This is a genomic window from Salipaludibacillus neizhouensis (genome assembly GCF_002886185.1).
GTDB classification, from domain to species: domain Bacteria; phylum Bacillota; class Bacilli; order Bacillales; family Salisediminibacteriaceae; genus Salipaludibacillus; species Salipaludibacillus neizhouensis.
The window spans coordinates 1,618,571-1,641,787 of record NZ_KZ614146.1 but is presented as its reverse complement, the minus strand read 5'-3'; the positions used below and the strand labels follow the sequence as shown (position 1 = coordinate 1,641,787).

At 40.1% G+C, this 23,217-nt stretch carries 13 protein-coding genes, 3 rRNA genes and 1 other annotated feature; of the genes, 1 reads left to right on the top strand and 15 read right to left on the bottom strand.

What is annotated here, in order from left to right; genetic code table 11:
- Positions 1 to 58 precede the first annotated feature (58 nt).
- Positions 59 to 550 carry a YajQ family cyclic di-GMP-binding protein gene (locus CEF18_RS07765; RefSeq protein ID WP_110935935.1) on the bottom strand — a complete coding sequence of 164 codons (492 nt, stop codon included), beginning with the start codon at positions 548 to 550 and terminating at the stop codon, positions 59 to 61.
- Between the two features lie 461 nt (positions 551 to 1,011).
- The gene (locus tag CEF18_RS07760) at positions 1,012 to 2,289 is read right to left on the bottom strand and encodes a PcsB-like coiled-coil domain-containing protein (RefSeq protein ID WP_223292268.1); all 1,278 of its coding nucleotides are present in this window, start codon (positions 2,287 to 2,289) and stop codon (positions 1,012 to 1,014) included.
- A gap of 524 nt (positions 2,290 to 2,813) precedes the next feature.
- Here CEF18_RS07760 and CEF18_RS07755 point away from each other — a divergent pair.
- Complete coding sequence (locus CEF18_RS07755) at positions 2,814 to 3,095, top strand: YqhV family protein (RefSeq protein ID WP_110935934.1); 282 nt, start codon at positions 2,814 to 2,816, stop codon at positions 3,093 to 3,095.
- Positions 3,096 to 3,682: 587 nt separating this feature from the next.
- On the opposite strand, the gene rrf is transcribed toward CEF18_RS07755, so the two are convergent.
- The 13 genes from rrf to mmsA form a co-directional block, all read right to left on the bottom strand.
- Positions 3,683 to 3,798, bottom strand: a 5S ribosomal RNA gene (gene rrf, locus CEF18_RS07750).
- 77 nt (positions 3,799 to 3,875) lie between these two features.
- Positions 3,876 to 6,815 (bottom strand): 23S ribosomal RNA (locus CEF18_RS07745).
- 394 nt (positions 6,816 to 7,209) lie between these two features.
- Positions 7,210 to 8,777 (bottom strand): 16S ribosomal RNA (locus CEF18_RS07740).
- Together the 16S, 23S and 5S rRNA genes form the textbook arrangement of a ribosomal RNA operon.
- An 847-nt stretch (positions 8,778 to 9,624) precedes the next feature.
- On the bottom strand, positions 9,625 to 9,729 hold the full coding sequence (locus CEF18_RS07735; protein ID WP_110935933.1) for a methionine/alanine import family NSS transporter small subunit: 105 nt from the start codon (positions 9,727 to 9,729) through the stop codon (positions 9,625 to 9,627).
- Entirely contained in the window at positions 9,729 to 11,249 is a 1,521-nt protein-coding gene (locus CEF18_RS07730; protein ID WP_110935932.1) for a sodium-dependent transporter, read from the bottom strand. Before CEF18_RS07730 ends, CEF18_RS07735 begins: the two co-directional genes overlap by 1 nt.
- Positions 11,250 to 11,738: 489 nt before the next feature.
- Complete coding sequence (locus CEF18_RS07725) at positions 11,739 to 12,638, bottom strand: fumarylacetoacetate hydrolase family protein (RefSeq protein ID WP_110935931.1); 900 nt, start codon at positions 12,636 to 12,638, stop codon at positions 11,739 to 11,741.
- Between the two features lie 37 nt (positions 12,639 to 12,675).
- Positions 12,676 to 14,355 carry a 2-isopropylmalate synthase gene (locus CEF18_RS07720; protein ID WP_110935930.1) on the bottom strand — a complete coding sequence of 560 codons (1,680 nt, stop codon included), beginning with the start codon at positions 14,353 to 14,355 and terminating at the stop codon, positions 12,676 to 12,678.
- A 67-nt stretch (positions 14,356 to 14,422) separates the two neighbouring features.
- Positions 14,423 to 14,679, bottom strand: a binding site (T-box leader).
- 131 nt (positions 14,680 to 14,810) lie between these two features.
- Positions 14,811 to 17,366, bottom strand: coding sequence for a helicase-related protein (locus CEF18_RS07715; protein ID WP_110935929.1), 2,556 nt, complete (start codon positions 17,364 to 17,366; stop codon positions 14,811 to 14,813).
- Between the two features lie 213 nt (positions 17,367 to 17,579).
- Positions 17,580 to 17,861 carry a DUF3219 family protein gene (locus tag CEF18_RS07710; RefSeq protein WP_110935928.1) on the bottom strand — a complete coding sequence of 94 codons (282 nt, stop codon included), beginning with the start codon at positions 17,859 to 17,861 and terminating at the stop codon, positions 17,580 to 17,582.
- A gap of 330 nt (positions 17,862 to 18,191) precedes the next feature.
- On the bottom strand, positions 18,192 to 19,037 hold the full coding sequence (locus tag CEF18_RS07705; protein ID WP_110935927.1) for a protein-glutamine gamma-glutamyltransferase: 846 nt from the start codon (positions 19,035 to 19,037) through the stop codon (positions 18,192 to 18,194).
- 170 nt (positions 19,038 to 19,207) lie between these two features.
- Positions 19,208 to 20,212 (bottom strand): LLM class flavin-dependent oxidoreductase, encoded by a 1,005-nt coding sequence (locus CEF18_RS07700; protein WP_110935926.1) that lies wholly within the window; start codon positions 20,210 to 20,212, stop codon positions 19,208 to 19,210.
- A 251-nt stretch (positions 20,213 to 20,463) separates the two neighbouring features.
- Positions 20,464 to 21,630: a multiple monosaccharide ABC transporter permease gene (gene mmsB, locus CEF18_RS07695; protein ID WP_110935925.1), complete on the bottom strand. Its 1,167-nt coding sequence runs from the start codon at positions 21,628 to 21,630 to the stop codon at positions 20,464 to 20,466.
- On the bottom strand, positions 21,614 to 23,164 hold the full coding sequence (mmsA, locus tag CEF18_RS07690; RefSeq protein ID WP_110935924.1) for a multiple monosaccharide ABC transporter ATP-binding protein: 1,551 nt from the start codon (positions 23,162 to 23,164) through the stop codon (positions 21,614 to 21,616). Before mmsA ends, mmsB begins: the two co-directional genes overlap by 17 nt.
- Between the last annotated feature and the right edge of the window lie 53 nt (positions 23,165 to 23,217).

Sequence of the window (23,217 nt, the reverse complement as noted above, 5' to 3'; positions counted from 1 at the left end):
TCCCGGCCTTTCATGGGAGATGCCTTTATTCTATAAATATATCTGTATCACTTTAATCTTAGCGATAATTCACATACTGTACTGGAATAGACAGGTCTGACTCTCTAATAGCAGCGATAACTGTCTGTAGATCATCTCGGTTTTTACCACTCACTCGAATTTGGTCGTCTTGAATTTGAGTTTTTACTTTCAGACCTTTATCTTTAATAAGCTTCGTAATTTTTTTAGCATTATCTTTATCGATACCCTGGACAAGTTTTGCCCGTTGACGAACAGTACCACCAGATGCACCTTCCAATTTTCCGTAATCAAGACTTTTCAAAGAAACCTCTTGTTTAATGAGCTTACTGATGAAGACATCTTTTAACTGATCCATCTTGAATTCATCATCAGAAACAAGAACGAGCTCTTCTTTTTCTAAAGAAAGACTACTTTTACTTCCTTTAAAATCATAGCGAGTTTGTATTTCCTTCGTCGCCATCACAACCGCGTTTTGCACACGGGAAAAATCTACTTGGGAAACAATATCAAATGAACTTTCTTTAGCCATAATATACCTCCGAATTATTTGTCTTCATTATTATAGATGATATTCGTTTCCTCTTCAACCAAGATCCACCAAAATAGATAGGTTACATTGTAAGTAGAAAACAAACATTTTTAAAAACATTCACATTGAAAGATGATTAAATAGTTATGGTTTAAAAATGCGGATTCAGAATGTGATGTTTATCCTTCATAATGGCGAATTAATTTATAAGTCTCTATTATAACAGATATCCCTAATGTTCTTGTTATGTAACTAACTATATCGAATTGACGAATGATATTTTTCCCAAAAAATATTATAAGTTCCTTCAAAGAAAGCGGATGTTCTATTCTAATTTTAAAGTGAACGATGTATAGTCGGCTATACAGAATAATTTACGACCCAATGGGTGAAAAATAAAAAACGCTAGGATATTTATCCAAGCGTTTTTAAGCGTAGTACTCTCATAAAACGATACTTAATTAATTTAACACCCGTAGTTCAACTGATCGGCTTCCGAATGATAAGGCATCTCCGCGGTTGGACATGTAAATATCAATCTTATTTCCATTAATTGCGCCACCAGTGTCAGCTGCTAAAAATGTCCCATAGCCTTTCACTTCAACTCGAGATCCAAGTGGAATGACGCTCGGATCAACTGCAATAACCTTACTGTTAGGATTTCTATTTAAATCAATTCCTGTACTCGTAATTCCTGAACACCCTGCGCAAGAAGCAGTGTATGCTGTTGCGGAAAATGTTTTCCAACTCTGTACTTCTGAATCAGAAGATTTAGAGTTTGATGGTCCCCTGCTAGTCAAGGTTTCAGAGTTGCTTGAATTGCTTGAAGTGTTTGCTGTTGAAGAATTATTGTTATTAGTACTATTATTAGTATTATTAGTGTTATTGTTATTTTCTTTTGATTGATTTACAGGTTTTTCTTGGATAACGGCGGCTTTCTCAGCTTCAGCCTGAGCCTCTTTTTCAGCATTTTGCCTTTGAACTTCTGCTTCAATCCTCTCACGTATATCTTCTTCCTTTAAAGCAAGATCTTGCTCTTCTTTTATTAACTCAGCAATGAGAGCTTCTTGCTTTTCTTCGTTTTCTTTCAAATCATCTCTAATTTGAGTTGTTTCTTCACGTTGTTCCTTAATATCAGCATGTAAGACCTCAAGTTCAGTAACTTGATCATGAAGCTCCTGAATTATGTCTTCATGTTCTTTTTGTACATTTTCAAGCTTTTTTTGATTTAGCTCTAGTTGCTTAATAAATTCATCATCTGCTTGTGCAATTCTTGAAATCGTCACTACACGAGTCACGAAATCTCCAAAACTCTCAGATCCTAAGACAACTTCAATATATGAAGTACTGGCTCCACCATTTTTCTGGTAAGAACTCGCTCGGTCTTTTAATAACTCAAATCGCTGATCAATGTCATCTTGAAGTCGTTCCATTTCCACCGTCAAAACTTCGACTTCTTCCTCATTTTCCGCTATATTTTCTTCGGTCTCAATTATCTTCTCTTGATTCTCCATAATTTTCTCATCTAGATCCGAGAGTTGATTATTTAATACGTCGAGTTCCTGAACTAATGCAACAAGTGAAACCTCTGCATCAGAAAGTTCTGACCTTACAGTTTCTCGTTCTTGTTCAGTTCGCTCTTGCTCATCCTTAAGTCCTTCTGTGGCATAGGCATTATCAACAATAATAGAATGCCCTAACCCTAAGACCAAGGTGGTTACTATTAACTTTTTAAGCACAGATTTTCCCCCTAATAGTTACAAGTTTCCATCTATATCGGCTACAAATGATAGAAAGTGCTTTTCGTCTCTTCCAAAACAATAACAGAGAAATATGACATTCTTGTAATAAGAGTATTATATTTCTGTATCAAAACTGTAACTTTTCATAGATTTAATCTAATTTCCAGGCGATATTAACATATTTCGCACTAAAATTGTCGCTCATGTCAAATAACTGTAACAAAACAACAACAATAAAAATCCTTACTGGTTTATATATCAGCAAGGATTTCTATTATAGATTTAATTTCCTTCAATAGTATATCAGTTTTAAAAAGCAATGAACAGAAATTTGTCTTTTATAGAAAGACTGTCCGTTAAAATAGATAAATATTACCAATATATATAAATAATATTGGTATATGCATACTACCAAGTTATCGTATTAATAAATAAAATAAAATAGTTTTGATTTTTGGCAACTTTATCTCTTGTCCATCATAGAAGTAGTAAGAGCAAAAGGACTAGAGGTAGGTGATTTTATGAAAACATGGTTAGCAACTATTGAAGTAGCTTTAATCGGGATGGTTTTACTTCGTTTGTTATCAGGTACTTTTGAAATAACAGCAGCTCTTTTAATGCTTAAATTCAACAGTATCGAGAAAGCACTTGCTATTAATGCTGTTTTGGCTATTGTTGGTCCGCTAACATTGATTCTTACAATGTCTTTAGGGCTCATAGGTGTAGCTGGTGGCCTTCCTTTTAGTAAATTATTTGTGATAGGAATTGGTGTTTTTCTGATCCTTGCCGGATTAAAAATGTAATTAATTTATGTTAAAATAGATCATTCCCATTAGAGCAGTTTACTTGAATTCATAAAGTTTCAAAGTTGGCAAATTTCATACTGTGTATACCATTGAGGATGTTCTGCTTTGGTTTTATATTATTGTTTATTCTGTTTTCAATTAGCTAACAAAAGGCAAGATAATGTAGCTATAGTAACATTCAGAGGAAGAAGTCAGAATCCTGTCTAGCTAGGAAATGGTTTATTCCCTTTTGAGAACTATACAATTAATGGTTGTTACAAACCAATGTAGATGGATGGATACACTCACTGCCCCAACATAATGTAATTGTATTTTAAAAGTGTACCTTATATATATTTAGTTTCAAATTCACTTATTCTCGCTCATGCTCTCGGTTTCTACCTGCTACTTTTGTAGGTGCTACCAGCGTAGCACCTACCTTGAAAAGAGCTTTTCAAACTCACTTATTCTCGCTCATACTCTTGGTTTCTACCTGCTACTTTTGTAGGTGCTACCGCCGTAGCACCTACCTCCAAGATTATAGACTCACAACTCTTTAAAACCACAAAAAAGACACTCTCCAAAGAGAATGTCTTTTCATAATTGCCCAGCGGCGTCCTACTTTCACAGGGGGAAACCCCCAACTATCATCGGCGCTGGAGAGCTTAACTTCCGTGTTCGGCATGGGAACGGGTGTGACCTCTCCGCGATCGTCACTGGACATAGTGAGTGGTCGTTGACCTCTCAAAACTGGATAACGTGAAGGACTGAAAAGAATCGTTGCTTAGAGTAAAACATTTGGTTAAGTCCTCGATCGATTAGTATCTCTCAGCTCCGCATGTCGCCATGCTTCCACACGAGACCTATCTACCTCATCTTCTCTGAGGGATCTTACTCACTTACGTGATGGGAAATCTCATCTCGAGGGGGGCTTCATGCTTAGATGCTTTCAGCACTTATCCCTTCCACACGTAGCTACCCAGCGATGCTCCTGGCGGAACAACTGGTACACCAGCGGTGTGTCCATCCCGGTCCTCTCGTACTAAGGACAGCTCCTCTCAAATTTCCTGCGCCCGCGACGGATAGGGACCGAACTGTCTCACGACGTTCTGAACCCAGCTCGCGTGCCGCTTTAATGGGCGAACAGCCCAACCCTTGGGACCTACTTCAGCCCCAGGATGCGACGAGCCGACATCGAGGTGCCAAACCTCCCCGTCGATGTGGACTCTTGGGGGAGATTAGCCTGTTATCCCCAGGGTAGCTTTTATCCGTTGAGCGACGGCCCTTCCATACGGTGCCGCCGGATCACTAAGCCCGACTTTCGTCCCTGCTCGACCTGTATGTCTCGCAGTCAAGCTCCCTTATGCCTTTGCACTCTACGAATGATTTCCAACCATTCTGAGGGAACCTTTGGGCGCCTCCGTTACTCTTTAGGAGGCGACCGCCCCAGTCAAACTGCCCACCTGACACTGTTCCTGAACCGGATCACGGTCCGAGGTTAGAATGTCAAAACAGCCAGGGTAGTATCCCACCAATGCCTCCACCGAAGCTAGCGCTCCGGTTTCCAAGGCTCCTACCTATCCTGTACAAGCTGTTCCAACATCCAATATCAAGCTACAGTAAAGCTCCATGGGGTCTTTCCGTCCTGTCGCGGGTAACCAGCATCTTCACTGGTAATATAATTTCACCGGGTCTCTCGTTGAGACAGTGCCCAAATCGTTGCACCTTTCGTGCGGGTCGGAACTTACCCGACAAGGAATTTCGCTACCTTAGGACCGTTATAGTTACGGCCGCCGTTTACTGGGGCTTCAATTCAGAGCTTCTCCCTTACGGGATAACCCCTCCTCTTAACCTTCCAGCACCGGGCAGGTGTCAGCCCCTATACATCGCCTTGCGGCTTGGCAGAGACCTGTGTTTTTGATAAACAGTCGTTTGGGCCTATTCACTGCGGCTCTCTCGGGCTTGCACCCTAATAGAGCACTCCTTCTCCCGAAGTTACGGAGTCATTTTGCCGAGTTCCTTAACGAGAGTTCTCCCGCGCGTCTTAGAATTCTCATCCCGCCTACCTGTGTCGGTTTGCGGTACGGGCACCAGCTTCCTCGCTAGAGGCTTTTCTTGGCAGTGTAGGATTGGGAACTTCGGTACTAAATTTCCCTCGCGATCACAACTCAGCCTTCACGACAAGCGGATTTACCTACTTGTCAGCCTAATTGCTTCGACGCACACAACCAACGGTGCGCTTACCCTACCTTACTGCGTCCCCCCATTACTCAAACGGAAACGTGGTGGTACAGGAATTTCAACCTGTTTTCCATCGCCTACGCCTTTCGGCCTCGGCTTAGGTCCCGACTTACCCTGAGCGGACGAGCCTTCCTCAGGAAACCTTAGGCTTTCGACGGAGGGGATTCTCACCCCTCTTTTCGCTACTCATACCGGCATTCTCACTTCCAAGCGCTCCACATGTCCTTCCGGTCATGCTTCGACGCCCTTGGAACGCTCCCCTACCACAGGACACCCGAAGGTGTCTGTCCATAGCTTCGGTGATACGTTTAGCCCCGGTACATTTTCGGCGCAGAGTCACTCGACCAGTGAGCTATTACGCACTCTTTCAATGATGGCTGCTTCTAAGCCAACATCCTGGTTGTCTAAGCAACTCCACATCCTTTTCCACTTAACGTATACTTTGGGACCTTAGCTGATGGTCTGGGCTGTTTCCCTCTTGACTACGGATCTTAGCACTCGCAGTCTGACTCCCGAGGATAAGTTTTTGGCATTCGGAGTTTGACTGAATTCGGTAATCCTGTGGGGACCCCTCGTCCAATCAGTGCTCTACCTCCAAAACTCTTCCCTCGAGGCTAGCCCTAAAGCTATTTCGGGGAGAACCAGCTATTTCCGAGTTCGATTGGCATTTCACCCCTACCCACACCTCATCCCCGCACTTTTCAACGTGCGTGGGTTCGGGCCTCCATCCAGTGTTACCTGGACTTCACCCTGGACATGGGTAGATCACCCGGTTTCGGGTCTACAACCACATACTCATTCGCCCTATTCAGACTCGCTTTCGCTGCGGCTCCGCCTTTTCAGCTTAACCTTGCATGGGATCGTAACTCGCCGGTTCATTCTACAAAAGGCACGCTGTCACCCATTAACGGGCTCCAACTACTTGTAGGCACACGGTTTCAAGATCTATTTCACTCCCCTTCCGGGGTGCTTTTCACCTTTCCCTCACGGTACTGGTTCACTATCGGTCACTAGGTAGTATTTAGCCTTGGGAGATGGTCCTCCCAGTTTCCAACGGGGTTTCACGTGTCCCGCCGTACTCAGGATACACTCCGGAGGAGTCTGCATTTCGACTACAGGGCTTTTACCTTGTCTCGCGGACCTTTCCAGGTCGCTTCATCTACACAGACTCTTTGTAACTCCATATGGAATGTCCTACAACCCCAAGAGGCAAGCCTCTTGGTTTGGGCTGTTTCCGTTTCGCTCGCCGCTACTCAGGAAATCGCATTTGCTTTCTCTTCCTCTGGGTACTAAGATGTTTCAGTTCCCCAGGTCTGCCTTCTCACACTCTATGTATTCAAGTGTGGATCTTATCCCATTACGGATAAGGGGTTCCCCCATTCGGAAATCTCCGGATCAAAGCTTACTTACAGCTCCCCGAAGCATATCGGTGTTCGTCCCGTCCTTCTTCGGCTCCTAGTGCCAAGGCATTCACCGTGCGCCCTTTCTAACTTAACCATTTTTTGCTGCGGATTACCGACAGATCTCATCGTCAGCTACACTTCTCATCTCCTCACGTACGGTTGTACGCTCCGAGGATTCGTCATTTGCTTCCTCGATCTCCTTGGTTCTCCTTGCAAAAATTATCTATCAAATATAAAATTCTACGGATAATTTCCACTCACAATTGGTGGCGTCTTTCTTAGCCTACATCTAAGACACTCGGTTCACTTTCTTTGAACGTATTCAAAGGGTATAACCGGTGATTCTTTTCAGTCATTTCGTTATCCAGTTTTCAAAGGACAAAGGCTTCTTTCAAAGAAAAGAAGCTTTGAGAGACTAACCTCTCAAAACTAAACAAAAAGTCCAAGACAAAGTTCGATTCAATAAGTTGAGCTTAAATGCTCCTTAGAAAGGAGGTGATCCATCCCCACCTTCCGGTAGGGATACCTTGTTACGACTTCACCCCAATCATCTGTCCCACCTTCGGCGGCTGGCTCCAAAAAGGTTACCTCACCGACTTCGGGTGTTACAAACTCTCGTGGTGTGACGGGCGGTGTGTACAAGGCCCGGGAACGTATTCACCGCGGCATGCTGATCCGCGATTACTAGCAATTCCGGCTTCATGCAGGCGAGTTGCAGCCTGCAATCCGAACTGAGAATGGCTTTATGGGATTCGCTTGACCTCGCGGTCTTGCAGCCCTTTGTACCATCCATTGTAGCACGTGTGTAGCCCAGGTCATAAGGGGCATGATGATTTGACGTCATCCCCACCTTCCTCCGGTTTATCACCGGCAGTCACCTTAGAGTGCCCAACTGAATGCTGGCAACTAAGATCAAGGGTTGCGCTCGTTGCGGGACTTAACCCAACATCTCACGACACGAGCTGACGACAACCATGCACCACCTGTCACTCTGTCCCCCGAAGGGGAAATCCCAATCTCTTGGGTGGTCAGAGGATGTCAAGACCTGGTAAGGTTCTTCGCGTTGCTTCGAATTAAACCACATGCTCCACTGCTTGTGCGGGCCCCCGTCAATTCCTTTGAGTTTCAACCTTGCGGTCGTACTCCCCAGGCGGAGTGCTTAATGTGTTAACTTCGGCACTAAGGGCATCGAAACCCCTAACACCTAGCACTCATCGTTTACGGCGTGGACTACCAGGGTATCTAATCCTGTTTGCTCCCCACGCTTTCGCACCTCAGCGTCAGTTATAGGCCAGAAAGTCGCCTTCGCCACTGGTGTTCCTCCACATATCTACGCATTTCACCGCTACACGTGGAATTCCACTTTCCTCTCCTACACTCAAGTCCCCCAGTTTCCAATGACCCTCCACGGTTGAGCCGTGGGCTTTCACATCAGACTTAAGAGACCGCCTGCGCGCGCTTTACGCCCAATAATTCCGGACAACGCTTGCCCCCTACGTATTACCGCGGCTGCTGGCACGTAGTTAGCCGGGGCTTTCTCGTGAGGTACCGTCAAGGTGCCGCCCTATTCGAACGGCACTTGTTCTTCCCTCATAACAGAACTTTACGATCCGAAAACCTTCATCGTTCACGCGGCGTTGCACCGTCAGGCTTTCGCCCATTGCGGATGATTCCCTACTGCTGCCTCCCGTAGGAGTCTGGACCGTGTCTCAGTTCCAGTGTGGCCGATCACCCTCTCAGGTCGGCTACGCATCGTTGCCTTGGTAAGCCATTACCTTACCAACTAGCTAATGCGCCGCGGGCCCATCTCGTAGTGTGAGGATAAATCCCCACTTTTACAACAGAATCATGCGATTCCGTTGGTCATCCGGTATTAGCTCCGGTTTCCCGGAGTTATCCCAGTCTACAAGGCAGGTTGCCCACGTGTTACTCACCCGTCCGCCGCTCATTCCACAAGCGTCACCCCGAAGGGATCAGCTTGTTTCCTGCGCTCGACTTGCATGTATTAGGCACGCCGCCAGCGTTCGTCCTGAGCCAGGATCAAACTCTCCGATAAAGTATGATGACTTATCATCAAGCTTGATGTCCTAGACATCAAAACCAAACTTTCGTCTGGCGTTTGTCGAATGTTACCATTCAACGATTTGTTTCATTTGACGGGATATTTTAAAATATCCCACTTTGCTTGGCTTTTTGTTTAGTTTTCAAAGGTCAATGTGTTGATCGTTGTTTTTCGAGTCAACTTTTATATTATATCAATATATAAATTGAAAGTCAACAACTATTTATTTAACTTGTTACGCTTGTTATCCGAAGCGAGGTATTAACTATACCAGAATAACACCATCTTTGCAAGATGTTTTTTGTAATTGATAAAACGAACCGGCTTAAAAGACTTTTTTAAGGGCGGATAGATATAATAACACGAAGTTATCATATAGTCTACAAGTTTTGAAAACTAAATGAATGGATATTACATTTCTTCTATACTAAAGGACATCCAAGCTAATTATAATAGATACAATATATTTAAAGGGACGACTTTCAGAACTCTAGATTACACGACAAGTTAAACTCATAGTTATAAACTGTGACTGCTAGCATAAACTTTTATGTTTATTTAATTGCTAGTCTCTAGGAAGTGAAAGTTGGATAACTCAGCGGGAATATAGAAACAAAGGATCTTCCGGCTATTAATCCTAAGGAGCAAGCAACTGAAGCACCTAGAGTACTGTCTCTGTCCAAGGACTGAAACGTTGCCCACGGAAAACGTCTGCTTGTGGCCAGTTAAAGTAACGATTTGTTCTCATTGGGAAAAACAATCTATAAAAATCAGCCTAAAATACAATAAACTTTACTCTAAATAGAAAAAGGCAGAAGCTTTCGCCTATGCCTTAACTTCGTTATTTTTGTTTAGCAACTTTAACAGCATTTAAAATACTAGCTGCAAGTCCCCCCCAAATAATAATTATTCCTACAATCATCATAACAATTGCGCTTCCAGACATTATACATCTTCTCCTTCATCTTTTGAGTAAGTCGAAGCATCAAGATCTTTTTTATCCCACTTCATCGCCGCAAAAATGAATCCGATGATAAGTGCTGCCAGGGCAACTCCCCAACCAGAATAAAGTACAAATGATGTTGGATAACCTTCATAATTAGCTTTTAGGTTATCAATCAGGTTTAATACAAACATATACCCGAGTACGAGTGGAGTAATAATACCTAAACAGATTTTCCACCATAAGCCAGTACGGAAATCTGATGTAGTATTCGCGTGATCCTGAAGTGGCTTTAGTTCTTTTAAAAACCAAGATACAGTAACAACGGATACAAGTCCAGCTAAAGCAATACCAAATGTGTTAATGAAGTAATCCGCTGCATCCAAGAAGTATAACCCACCCTGTGTTGCAAATAAGAGCGAGATTAATGCGGATAACCCACCACCAATCATAACTGCCTTTGCTCTTGAAACTTTAAATTTATCTTGAACACCGGCCACAAATGTTTCTACGATCGAAATTAATGAGGACAGTCCTGCAAAGACTAATGAACCAAAGAATAAGAAACCGAAAAAACCATTAAGCCCAGGGAATGAATTTAATATTTCTGGGAATACCATAAATGCTAAACCAATGCCCCCTGCGGCAATTTCTTCTACGGCTACACCTTGTGTAGTGGCCATGAAGCCTAACGTAGCAAATACACCAAAACCAGCTAATAACTCGACACTTGAGTTACTAAAAGCTGCTATAAAGGCATTATTATTAATGTCTGCTTTTCTTGGCAAGTAACTTGCATAAGTAACCATAATTGCAAATGCTATCGATAAACTGAAGAATATTTGTCCATATGCTGCTACCCAAACACTCGGTGACATGATTTCGCTCCAATTAGGTTTGAAGAATGTCTCTAAACCTAGAGCAGCACCATCTAATGTTAGTGCGCGGACAACAATAATTAAAAACATTATTAATAGTACTGGAATGAAAATACGATTAGCTTTTTCAATACCTTTTTTAACGCCTTTAAATAAAACACCTAACGTAATAACCCAAACTAAAATTAATGGAATAAAGACCGATGGTACAAGACTACCTATTTGACCTGGTGCTTCAGAAAGCTGTAAATACTCTCCGTATAAGAAATCACTTGGAGCATCACCCCACTGCTGTCCGATTGCAAAGTACGTATAAGCAATAGCCCAAGCGATAATGACTGCGTAGTATGTGGATATAACAAATGCTATCGCCACTTGCCACCATCCAAGCCATTCTGCCTTTTTATTCATACGTGCATATGAAAGTGGTGCAGACCCACGGTATTTATGACCCAATGTAAATTCCATAATCAGCAAAGGAATACCAGCAGTTAAAAGTGCAAATAAGTATGGTATAAAAAATGCGCCTCCACCATTTTCAAAAGCGACATACGGGAAACGCCAAATATTCCCGAGCCCTACTGCAGAACCGACAGCAGCTAATATGAAACCTGCTCTAGTCCCCCATTGTTCACGATTTTCCAAAAAAACGACCACCTTTCATGAGATATATTTTTGAATACCTTTGAATTTAGCGAAGTTTTATTACTATTGCAGACAAATAATACTTGTACAAAGTTCGCTAATATTCAGATTATTCTATCACTATACTAGCTTGATAATCATGGTTTGTCAAAGTATTTATCCAAAAAGATTGGAATTAAAGAAAAGCCTTTTAATTTTAGGAATATAACACTGTAATATTCTATTAAATGCTAATATTATTAATACCTTCTGACAGGAATATGTTGATCTAGCGCATTCGAGCCCCACTGTTCTGAAGGAAACAAATTGTTCTATTAATAATATTCACAGGGAAAAAGCGACTACCCAAATCCACTTACTGCATAAGGATAGCCACTTTAAAACAACATTTTTCTAGACAGCAAGAAAATAACATCTATCTTTTATTAAAAGTTTTTTAATCATTGAATGTTCAAACCCAACCGGATTAAACATAGCTCAATGATCATACTATGACTCTTCTTTTATAAAACTATTTGATAAAGCTCCTAATCCTTCTACTTCTACTGTTACCTTATCCCCTGGATTTAAATAATTTTGTTTAGCTTCGGGATAACCCATGATTACTCCTTCAGGTGTGCCTGTGAGAATAATGTCTCCGGGGACTAGCGTCATATGTTGAGAAATGTAGCTGATAATCTCGTCACAGCCAAAAATCATATCTGCCGTGGTCGAGTTTTGTCTAATTTCTCCATTTACCGTTGTTTGTAATTTTAAATGGTTTGGATCTGCCACTTCGTCACTTGTAACAAGAAATGGACCTATTGGGCAAAAACCATCACAAGATTTCCCGAGTAACCATTGAGGGGTTCTGCGTTGTAAATCACGTGCTGACAAATCGTTAGCAGTACAGTAACCGAAGACGTGATCCAATGCGTTGTCTTTAGAGATATATTTCCCTTGTTTTCCTATGACGATTCCTAACTCTACTTCATAGTCCAACTTTTTCGTAACATTTGGAACAGCTATATCAGATTGATGACCGGTTAGTGCGTTATTAAACTTGTTGAAAAGAATCGGATACTCAGGATATGCAGCTCCTGTTTCATCTGCATGCTTTCGATAGTTCAGTCCGATACAGATAATTTTATTCGGATGGGTGACGCTGGGTCCCCATACAATTTCCTCTTCATTCAACATATAGGATGAATCGCTTTTGTTATCCAGTTTCTCTAGATAGTTTTCAAGGGAAGCGACAGCGCGATCACCCCCTTCAAGGATATGCGTGACACTAACTGGTACTCGATTGTCCGGTTCAACAGCTAAAGCTGCCTCTATATCAATAATTCCATGATCTAATTTGATACCTAAAGCATACTCTCCTGCTTTCATAAATGTTAATAGGCGCATTCTAATTTCATCCCCAATCCTTGTATCATTAGATCAATTATTTCACTGGAGTAGCTTCCACGCTGATTAATTTGTTGACGGCACTGAACAATGCTTTGATAGAAGAAGCCATGATATCCATATCAATGCCGCAGCCCCAATAAACACTGCCATCTTCGGATGTGATACCTACATAGGAAACAGCCTGTGAACCAGAACCTATTTCTAATGCATGTTCCTTATAAACGAGATTTGTATATTTTATATCTAATTTGTTTTGAATGATATTACTTATGGCATCCAGACGACCGTTTCCAATCCCTTCAAACTCTTGAACGTCATTATTAACTTTAATTTTAACAGTAGTATGGTAGTCATCATAACTTTTGAACTGGTAATTAATAAACGCAAAAGGTTTTTCTATGTTTACGTATTCTTTCACGAAAATGTCGTATATGTCTTTAGGAACAAGTTCTTTGTGTAAACGATCCGAGATATTTTTCACGCTGTAACCGAAACTTTCCCGCATTTCTGTAGGTAAATCCAAACCATATTTTTGACCAAGTACATAAGCGATGCCGCCTTTACCTGATTGGCTATTAATACGGATAATATCCCCCTCGTACTCTCTACCAATATCTTTAGGGTCGATTAACAAGTAAGGAACCGTCCAATATTTATCTTCGTGACCCTCTCGCCATTTTATACCTTTTGATATCGCATCCTGATGTGAGCCGGAGAACGCAGTGAAAACGAGTTCCCCGCCGTAAGGGTGTCTTTCACTTACTTTCATTTTCGTCATCCGTTCAAAAACAGCAATTATTTCTGGAATGTTCTCAAGATTTAGTTGAGGATCTACACCATGTGAAAACATATTAAGTGCAAGTGTTACAACATCCACGTTACCAGTTCTTTCTCCATTTCCAAATAAAGTACCTTCGACCCGGTCTGCACCGGCAAGCATTCCTAATTCTGCATCTGCCACTCCCGTTCCTCTGTCATTATGAGGATGAACAGAAACAATCACATTATCACGGTATTTCAGATGATCACTCATGTACTCAATTTGACTTGCGTAGACATGTGGCATAGACATGGACACTGTCGCCGGTAAATTGATAATAACCTTTTCAGTTGCAGTAGGCTGCCATTCATCAAGCACGTTATTACAGATTTCCAACGCAAACTCAATCTCGGTTCCAGTGAAGCTTTCCGGTGAATATTGAAAGGTAAAGTTACCTTCTGTTTCCAATGCATATTTTTTTAATAGCTTTGCTCCTGTTATTGCAATGCTAATGATTTCTTCTTTCGACTTTTTGAAAACCTGTTCCCGCTGCGCAACAGAAGTCGAGTTATACAGATGGACGATCGCTTTTGAGACACCTTGCAGTGATTCAAACGTTTTACGAATAATATGTTCCCTGGCTTGTGTAAGAACTTGGATCGTCACATCATCCGGGATCAAGTTTTTTTCAATGAGTGTTCGTAAAAATGCATATTCTGTATCTGATGCAGCCGGAAATCCAACTTCTATTTCCTTAAAGCCAATGTCTACTAATAATTGAAAATACTCTAACTTTTCCTCTAGATTCATCGGTACCACCAAAGCTTGATTACCATCTCGGAGATCGACACTACACCATGCCGGAGCTTCCGTGATATATTCTTTTTCACTCCACTTCATACTTTTTACTGGCGGCATAAAATAATTTCTGGAATACTTCTCAATTTTTTTCATATACTAAACACCCTTTCATTGGTTGAATTATCTTTTAAAAAACAAAAAAGTCTTTCATCTCTATAACTATAGAGACGAAAGACATTAATATCCCACGTGGTACCACTCTGATTTCATACCTAATAAAGGTATGCACTCGAACAGATACAAGGTTCAAACCCTTATATCCTCCTAATGTAACGGTCAGGCACCGTCTCCACCTACTTTTTCCAGTTCAGTGAGCTACTTCAAGGCGAGTTCGAATTTTGATTGCCACTGTTTTACACCAACCAACAGCTCTCTGTACGCTCCAAAAATCCTACTATTCCTCTTCAATGTATTTGAATATTTAGATAAATATACTACATTTTCAGTAGAAAAACAAGGTATTTTCCTAATAAAACAAGTATTATGGTTCGTTCATTCAGCTTTTTTCTTCTAGGTCAGGGCCCGATTTGGAAATGATGGTATCTATGTCAATACTCATACTGCATATTTCTTCCTTTTAGAGACCAATGACAGGCATCACAAATGTGAAATCTGAAATCTGCTGGTAAGTTTCTGCCACAATGTTTGCACTTCTTGATGATTTTTTTGACGTCTGTCTTTAACTGTTCATGAACATCGTCGCTCAGTTCAAGCCTTAATCGTTCCCAATATAAAGCTTCGGTCCGCTTCCCTAATCGATACAAAAACAGGAGATGTAATCCAACAGCTTTATATGAAAGCTCTAATTCCTCCAAATTTTTACTTTTGATTCGTGGCTCTGGTAGTTCTGTACTGCTAACGATAGCCTCCATCGTTAACCTCCACTGTCTCGTCAGCTCCGATTCTTTTTTGGAAAAAGGCAGGTGTAAAAATCCATAAAGATCAATTAACGAAAACCGTGCTTCAATCTCTGTATCCTGAATAAATCGATATAATTCTCTCTCCTCAGATAATGATGCTTTTTTCGTTCCAAACGGGCATTCGAATTTTTCCCATATCTCTAAAAAATAACCAAAGTCACGTGAGTAGCTTTGAAACCGTTCGAATATGGCGTTTGTCGGTGCTACTGTAAACGTCTGTACAAGTTTATCTTCTTGCTCAAGCAGTCGTGTCATTATTTTAATATCGTTTGAAAATGCAACTCTTCCTATATTGTAGATGCCTTTACGTCCTGCACGACCCGCTATTTGTTTCACTTCTTGAGAGGTTAGACGTCTTCTTCTTGTTCCATCAAATTTTTCATTTTCCAGGAAAACAATCCGTCTTATCGGTAAATTTAGACCCATTCCTATCGCATCTGTAGAAACAATAACGCTTGTCTCTCCTTTTACAAAACGTTTCATTTGTTTTTTTCTTGTTTCCGGTGGCATACTGCCATAGATCATGCTCACTGAATGTCCCGAATTTTCTAATGCTGATGCTGTTTCCAACACTCTTTTTCGGGAAAAACAAACGAGTGCATCTCCTTTTGTTGCATGCTTGATACGGAAAATATTCTGGTCCACTTCTAGAGGGACATCGCGCTTATATTCTCGGATGTCGACGGTGGAATCCCCTAATAGCTGTAAGACCATTTCTTTCGAATTTTTACTACCGATTATATGGACTTCCTTAGCATTGGCTTTCGTTATGGCTTTGTACCATGAAAAACCCCGGTCTTTATCGGCAACCATTTGGGCTTCGTCGATGATTACAATATCATAGTGGTCCCGTTCATGAAACATCTCAACGGTACAGGAAATATGAGTAGCATCATCCACGTCTTTTTCTTCCTCACCGGTTTTTAAACCACAGAGGACTCCTTCTGCATTTAGCTTGTCGTATACTTCCAATGCTAACAGACGAAGAGGTGCAAGATAAATACCACTTGGCAATTGTTTCATTCGTTCTAGTGCACGATAAGTTTTCCCGGTGTTCGTTTCTCCAATATGAAGCACGTAATCAATATCTCTACCTAAAGAAAGGTTGTACTCACGTCCAAAAATATCCTCTAACATCCGTTCTTCTGCTTTTTCTTCTTGTTTAATAGCCAATAACTCTTGTTCTTTTCTATGTTCCTGCTCCATCAGATCCTCATGATATCTTTCTTGATGCGTAGCTTCATCAAATGGAAGCGCTGCTAGGTTAATGAGATCAGAAAAATATTCTTCTGCTATTTTCTCAAGAAATTCTTCTTGTAATGCATACATTCTTTGCCTACTAAGTTCGTATAAAATAACAGGCGTTAACTCTCTGTGGTACACATTACTGTACTCTTTTTTAACGGTTTCCGGTAATTGATCTAGAAGGATTTCGGATACACGTTCTGATAAGATTTCTCCAACAGCTTTGTCATATTTATCATGGTACGTTTCATATTCCCAATAATTAGTTTTTTGTATAGAACCGGTGAGCTCATAGAGAAAGTCGTTTACCTTTATGTAATCTCTATCACTTAGATATCCCTCTGGAATTAATTTCTCTTCCAGTTTAAACGTATCAGCGGTTTTATACTTATGATTAGTCAAATCATTTTTTAGTTGAAGAGAAATATAATGCCGAATATAAAGATAAAAAAGAAAAGCATCTTTTTTAATAAGTCGTTTTATTTCACGAGTTATAGCCAATTTCATGGAAGTTTTTTCATGTTCCAGGTTATTTTCAGCTTTTTCTTGCAGGAAAAGTTCCCTTGCAGCATGGTATCGCTTTTCCCACACGTTTTTTTGCCGGAAAAACGTGTCATTCAGCCAACTTAATACATCAAACGGATGGTGCGATCTCATTTCAGTTCGAAACAATCGATTAATTACTTTTCGGTCCACACCGTCAACTTCGTACTCCCTCTGCTTTAAAAACTGTTTTTTTTCCTTTTTAGAAATGTCATTCGTTATTTTCGTTAGCCAAACATTTATCCATATTTGATCAACATAATGTCTTCTTTCCATAAGGTATTGCTCATAAGATGATAATTCTTCTTTACTTCCCAGGTAATCATCAATATCTTTTAAAATTTTATTTTTTGTATGTGTTACTGCTTGACTGTGAATATCTAACATGTAATCCATGGCTTCTCCTTCCAGAAAAAAGGTAGAGCTAAAACTTCTTCCCTTAGTATAATACGCACTTAAGCATGGAACTACCCCCGGGGAATAATGACAACGTGATAACAGTCAGCGACAGTAAGTATCTCCTTGAATCTGAGTGATGCTAAAAGTGTTGTTTAGTGACACTCAAATGCCACACAGGGTCTTGACTGTTGAAATCTCAAGTGACTGACTTTAGGCAAGTTCTATTAAACTTAAGTGAAACTCACCAACGCTTTCCTGCTTATATAAATTCGTAATCGAGGTTGAATAGTTATGTATTGTTCCTTTAAAGGATAGGTTTTTATCAGGAACTTTCACATCAAACGTTCCTTTATAAAGTAATGTTGTTATCTCATGATAGTCCCGATGACTAACGTTAAAAAGAAGGGATATTTTGATTAAACCATCAACAATGTCTTCCTCATATCCTTCTAAATCAATAGGTGTTTCATTTAAAATGACTTTTTTAACCAAAAAAACATCTCCTTTTCAACTACACGGTAAGACCTGGTGACGGACTCGTAATTTTATCAAAAAACTATTTTGATACTCTTTATTTTGCCTTAGTTCATGAATCAATACAACTGTTTAAGAAAAACGCAAAGAGACTTTTGTTAATTACTGCGTGAGCTTTCGGCACCCCCGAGTAGCACCTAAGTAGTGATTGTAGGTGCTACTCGAAAGGAGATGGGCTTCCCTTGATGCTTGTGGCGTAAAGATAGCTGTCAACTTATAAATTCTTAACTTTCAAGAAAGGGATGGAAATTAACTGTTCCAATCCCGACATTTTTCAAGAATTAAAATTTACCGATTATAAATCCCGTTCAGGAAAAATCGGTACCGGTCGAATGGAATCGAGCTTTCATTATGCTCAATGACTACATACTGATATTTGCGAAGAGAAGATTCTCGAGATGGCATCGAAATACGATACAGGTTTTTGAAAGATGGTCTAGCTACTACGTTTGTTAAATAAGCGGATGCATTAGCGCCTGGAATACGATACCGGTTCAATGATTGAATCATCTGATCGGCTGTCATTAGTCCTAATCCATGACCAAAATAGAGATCTTCCCCCATAACGACAGCATTTTCTCCTCGCCAATAGGAAGTGTTAGGAGCCACTTCCGGATTCTTAAAGTAGACAACATCGCCAAGTAAAAACGAATTTATATAGGTCGGACGTATTCCTAGATCAGCGTCAAAATGCCAGCTGTATATAAAGATATCCTGAAAAAATTGATTAAATAGGCTCTCTCCAATTTGATTTAAAACCGCATGGTAATAAATAATTACCATGGCTCCAGCACATTCAAAAGCGTATTGCGAACCGTTTTGGAAAATATCTCGAATGGCGACGGAAGGACGCACTCCTTGCTGGAGGCGAAATCCCCCTGTGTCTGTTAATTGCCAATATTGAGGGTTACAACGAGAATTTTCAAAGGTAGCAAATTGTGCATTGCTTTTGTTCATCTGATTTGCACTGTTCATGATGTTTTTTCGTAACTGAAGTTCGAAAGATAGCTGATCTTTGGTTTCATAGGAATAAACCATAGAAGCTTCTTGCATCGATTGAACGATTATACCTTCTGGGCTGCCACTAGGCCAATTCTGATTATGTTGAAAGGGCTCTCCCGATATTCGAATCATAATATATGCCCCTTTCTAATACCTATTTTTAGTCATTATTAGCCTATTCGAAAATGACAGAATTCTTGTTAAAAACTTTGACTATTTCACATATAATTGCATTTAATATCTTTAGAGCACAAAAAAGCAAATCCTTTACTGAAAAGGATTTGCTTTTTCCATACCTATTTTTATTTCTCATCGACTACTTCTTTTAAAATCTCATAGGAACGTTTTTGCTTTTCAGGATCATAAATATACGATACTGCCATGATTTCATCGACGCGATACTTTTCTTGAAAATTAATAAGCTGTTCTCTAACGGAGTCTTTACTTCCCATTATCGTTACACTGGACATCGAAGAAGCCATTTCTTTTTCGCGTTGACTCCAAATTTCGTCCATATTTTTAACAGGAGGCTGGAGAGGATTTTGAGTACCTCTGACAACATTTAAGAAAAACTGCTGCATCGTTGTTGATTCTAACTTGGCCTCTTCATCACTTTCAGCGGCAATGACGTTGAGACACACCATCATGTAAGGTTTCTCCAAATAGGCAGAAGGTTGGAATTGATTATGATAAATCGACATCGCCTCCTCCATATATTTTGGAGCAAAGTGAGATGCAAATACGTATGGTAAGCCTAACTTAGCGGCTAAACCAGCGGAATCAGTTGACGAACCTAGGATATATATTGGAATATTCGTACCAACACCGGGATAGGCTTTTACTTGACCTTGAACTTCTTCAGGTCCAAAACGAGTAAGTAATTCTTTTACATCGTTTGGAAATGTATATACTGAATCATCACTTTGTGAGCGTCTTAATGCACGAGCCGTATTCATGTCTGTCCCTGGAGCGCGCCCAAGACCTAAGTCCAACCTGTCTGGATAAATAGTAGCCATCGTGCCAAATTGCTCAGCAACGATTAATGGAGAATGGTTTGGAAGCATAATTCCACCAGATCCGACTCGAATATGTTCTGTATGCTCTAATGTATGTTTAATTAACATCGAGGTAGCTGAACTGACAAGTGTTGGTGTATTGTGATGTTCCGCAATCCAATAACGCGTGTAGCCCATTTTCTCAGTGGCTTGCGCCAGGTCAACCATCGAAGCAATTGCACCTTTTGCGTCCTCCCCTTGTCGTATCGGGGCAAGATTTAAAACTGAAACGGGTATCTGTATAGTTGACATATGAACGTATCCTTTCTTAATTGAAGTTTCCATCCAATAATATCAGTTTGCTCACTGAAAACAAATTTAAATGCTTAGGGGTTTAAAGGGATGGGGAGACTTCAACTTATTGCCCGTGGAAAGCGTCCGCCTAGAGCGGATTTGAGCCTCTCTGTTCGACGAAAACAACAATCTTAATAAAATGATAATTTGTATAAATGTAAAAAGCATTGAAAAAGTAAAAATCACTTTTTCAATGCTCTTTATATTAATTAGTTTCCGGATTTATTTTTATTGTATACATCGAATCCTACTGCAAGTAATAGTACCATACCTTTTATGGCCTGTTGCCAATCGATACCGATACCAATTAGGGACATACCGTTGTTCATGACACCCATTACAAGTCCACCAATAATAGCACCAATGACTGTACCAACACCACCAGCCATCGACGCACCACCGATAAATACAGCAGCAATCGCATCTAACTCTAGCATGTTACCAGCTGCAGGTGTTGCAGAATCTAAACGAGAAGCAAACATTAAACCAGCTAAAGCTGCAATAACACCATTATTTACAAATACCCAGAATACAACACGTTTGGTTTTGATTCCAGATAAATCAGCAGCCTTCTTGTTTCCACCTGTTGCATAGATATGACGACCCATGACTGTATTGTTCATAATAAATGTGTAAATCAGGATCAGTACAAATACTATTCCCAATACCATTGGAATCCCTTTATTGAGTGCCAATTGATAAGCAAACCAGTTAATAACAAAGAGCAATAAAACCATCTTTGTTACTGAGATCCAAAGAGGAAGAACATCAAAGCTATATGCCGCTTGTTTTTTGCGGCTTCTGTATTCCATATAAATCAGGACGAGTGAAAAGACACCCGCTAAAATAAGTGTTAATATATGCAATCCATCTGCACCAAATACATCGGGTAGAAAGCCACCACTTAGTATTCTGAAAGACTCAGGAAATGGTGCAAGTGATTGCCCATCTAATAGATATAAAGTTAAACCCCTGAAAATTAACATCCCTGCTAAGGTTACAATAAAGGAAGGTATTCCTATATAGGCAATCCAAAATCCCTGCCAAACACCAATTAAAGCACCTACAAGAATGGATAATACAATTGCTAACACTACTGGCACATTGTTATTGATCATGAGTACCCCAGCTATGGCACCAACGAAAGCAACGACAGATCCTACTGATAAATCAATATTTCCCGTAATAATGACCAAAACCATACCAATGGCTAAAACTAAAATAAAGCCGTTTTGTAGGATTAGGTTGGTCAGGTTTAAAGGTTTAAATAAGATTCCATCAGTTAGTATAAAAAATAAGGCTGTTATAAACACAAGTGCAATGATCATACCGTATTGACGAATATTATTGCTAAATAAATTAATTAATGTTTTCATTACTAGCACCTCCAGATCCGGTCATATAACGCATCACATTTTCTTGATTCGCTATCCCGCGCTCAAGCTCCCCAGATATACGACCCTCATTCATTACATAAATTCGATCCGAGAGTCCAAGAATCTCAGGCAACTCGGAAGATATTACAAGCACAGCTAATCCCTCAGCCGCTAATTCGTTTATTTGAGAATATATTTCAAACTTAGCACCCACATCAATACCACGTGTAGGCTCATCCAAAATTAAAATATCCGGCTCAGTAAAAATCCATTTACTTAATACAATTTTTTGTTGATTCCCCCCACTTAAATTACCGGCTAATTGTGTAAGTGACGGAGTTTTAATATTTAATTTTTCTCGTAAAAATTGCGCTTCCGTTATTTCCTTATTCTCATCTATAATAGAATTTTTGGAAACTCGTTTTAAGTTAGACAAGGTAATGTTGCGTTTAATATCATCAATAAGGTTCAGACCATAAGTTTTTCGGTCTTCTGAAACGTACGCAAGACCTTGTGCAATGGCATCACTTACAGTATCAGCTTTAATTAGTTTGCCATTTTTGTGTAAGGTTCCAGTTATCTGCTTACCATAAGTTTTTCCGAATATACTCATCGCAAGTTCGGTTCTGCCTGCTCCCATTAAGCCAGCTAGACCTACAATTTCACCTCGACGAATATGTATATTCACATTGTCTAGCATTTTACGATCTCGTTGTTGAGGATGATAGACATTCCAATCTTTTACTTCAAATACAGTTTCACCAATATTTGGAACCCGTACAGGGAATCTACTTGTCATATCTCGGCCAACCATTGCCTTGATAATGCGATCCTCTGAAGCATCTTCTCCTTGAGCATCAATTGTTTCAATTGTTTTTCCATCTCGTAAAACTGTAATAGAATCCGAAATACTGACGACTTCATTTAATTTATGAGAAATAAGAATAGAAGTAATTCCTTGTTTTCTAAGTTCATCCAACAGTTTTAGTAAATTTGCACTATCTGTTTCATTTAGTGCCGCTGTTGGCTCATCGAGAATTAATAGTTTTACATTTTTCGATAGGGCTTTGGCAATTTCAACGAGTTGTTGTTTACCAACACCAATATCCTTTACAATCGTTTCGGGTGAATCTTTTAATCCAACTTGTTCTAATAGTTTTTTAGATTCCGAAAACGTTGCCTGCCATTTCATAATTTTATTAGACTGTCGTTCGTTTCCTAAGAAAATATTTTCGGCGATTGATAAAAAAGGACTTAAAGCCAATTCTTGGTGAATAATTACAATTCCGGAATTTTCACTTTGTTTAATATCTTTAAAATGGCATTCTTCCCCTTCGAAATAAATACTACCTTCATAAGAACCGCTTGGATAAACAGCACTTAACACTTTCATTAAAGTGGACTTACCAGCACCGTTCTCACCCATTAATGCATGGATTTCGCCTCTATTAACTTTTAAATTCACATCATCTAACGCTTTAACGCCGGGGAATGTTTTCGTTATACTTCTCATTTCTAAAATATAATCTGACATTCTCGCACCCACTTTCTCGGAAATACGTAATGAAACGATTTAGTGGCGATCGA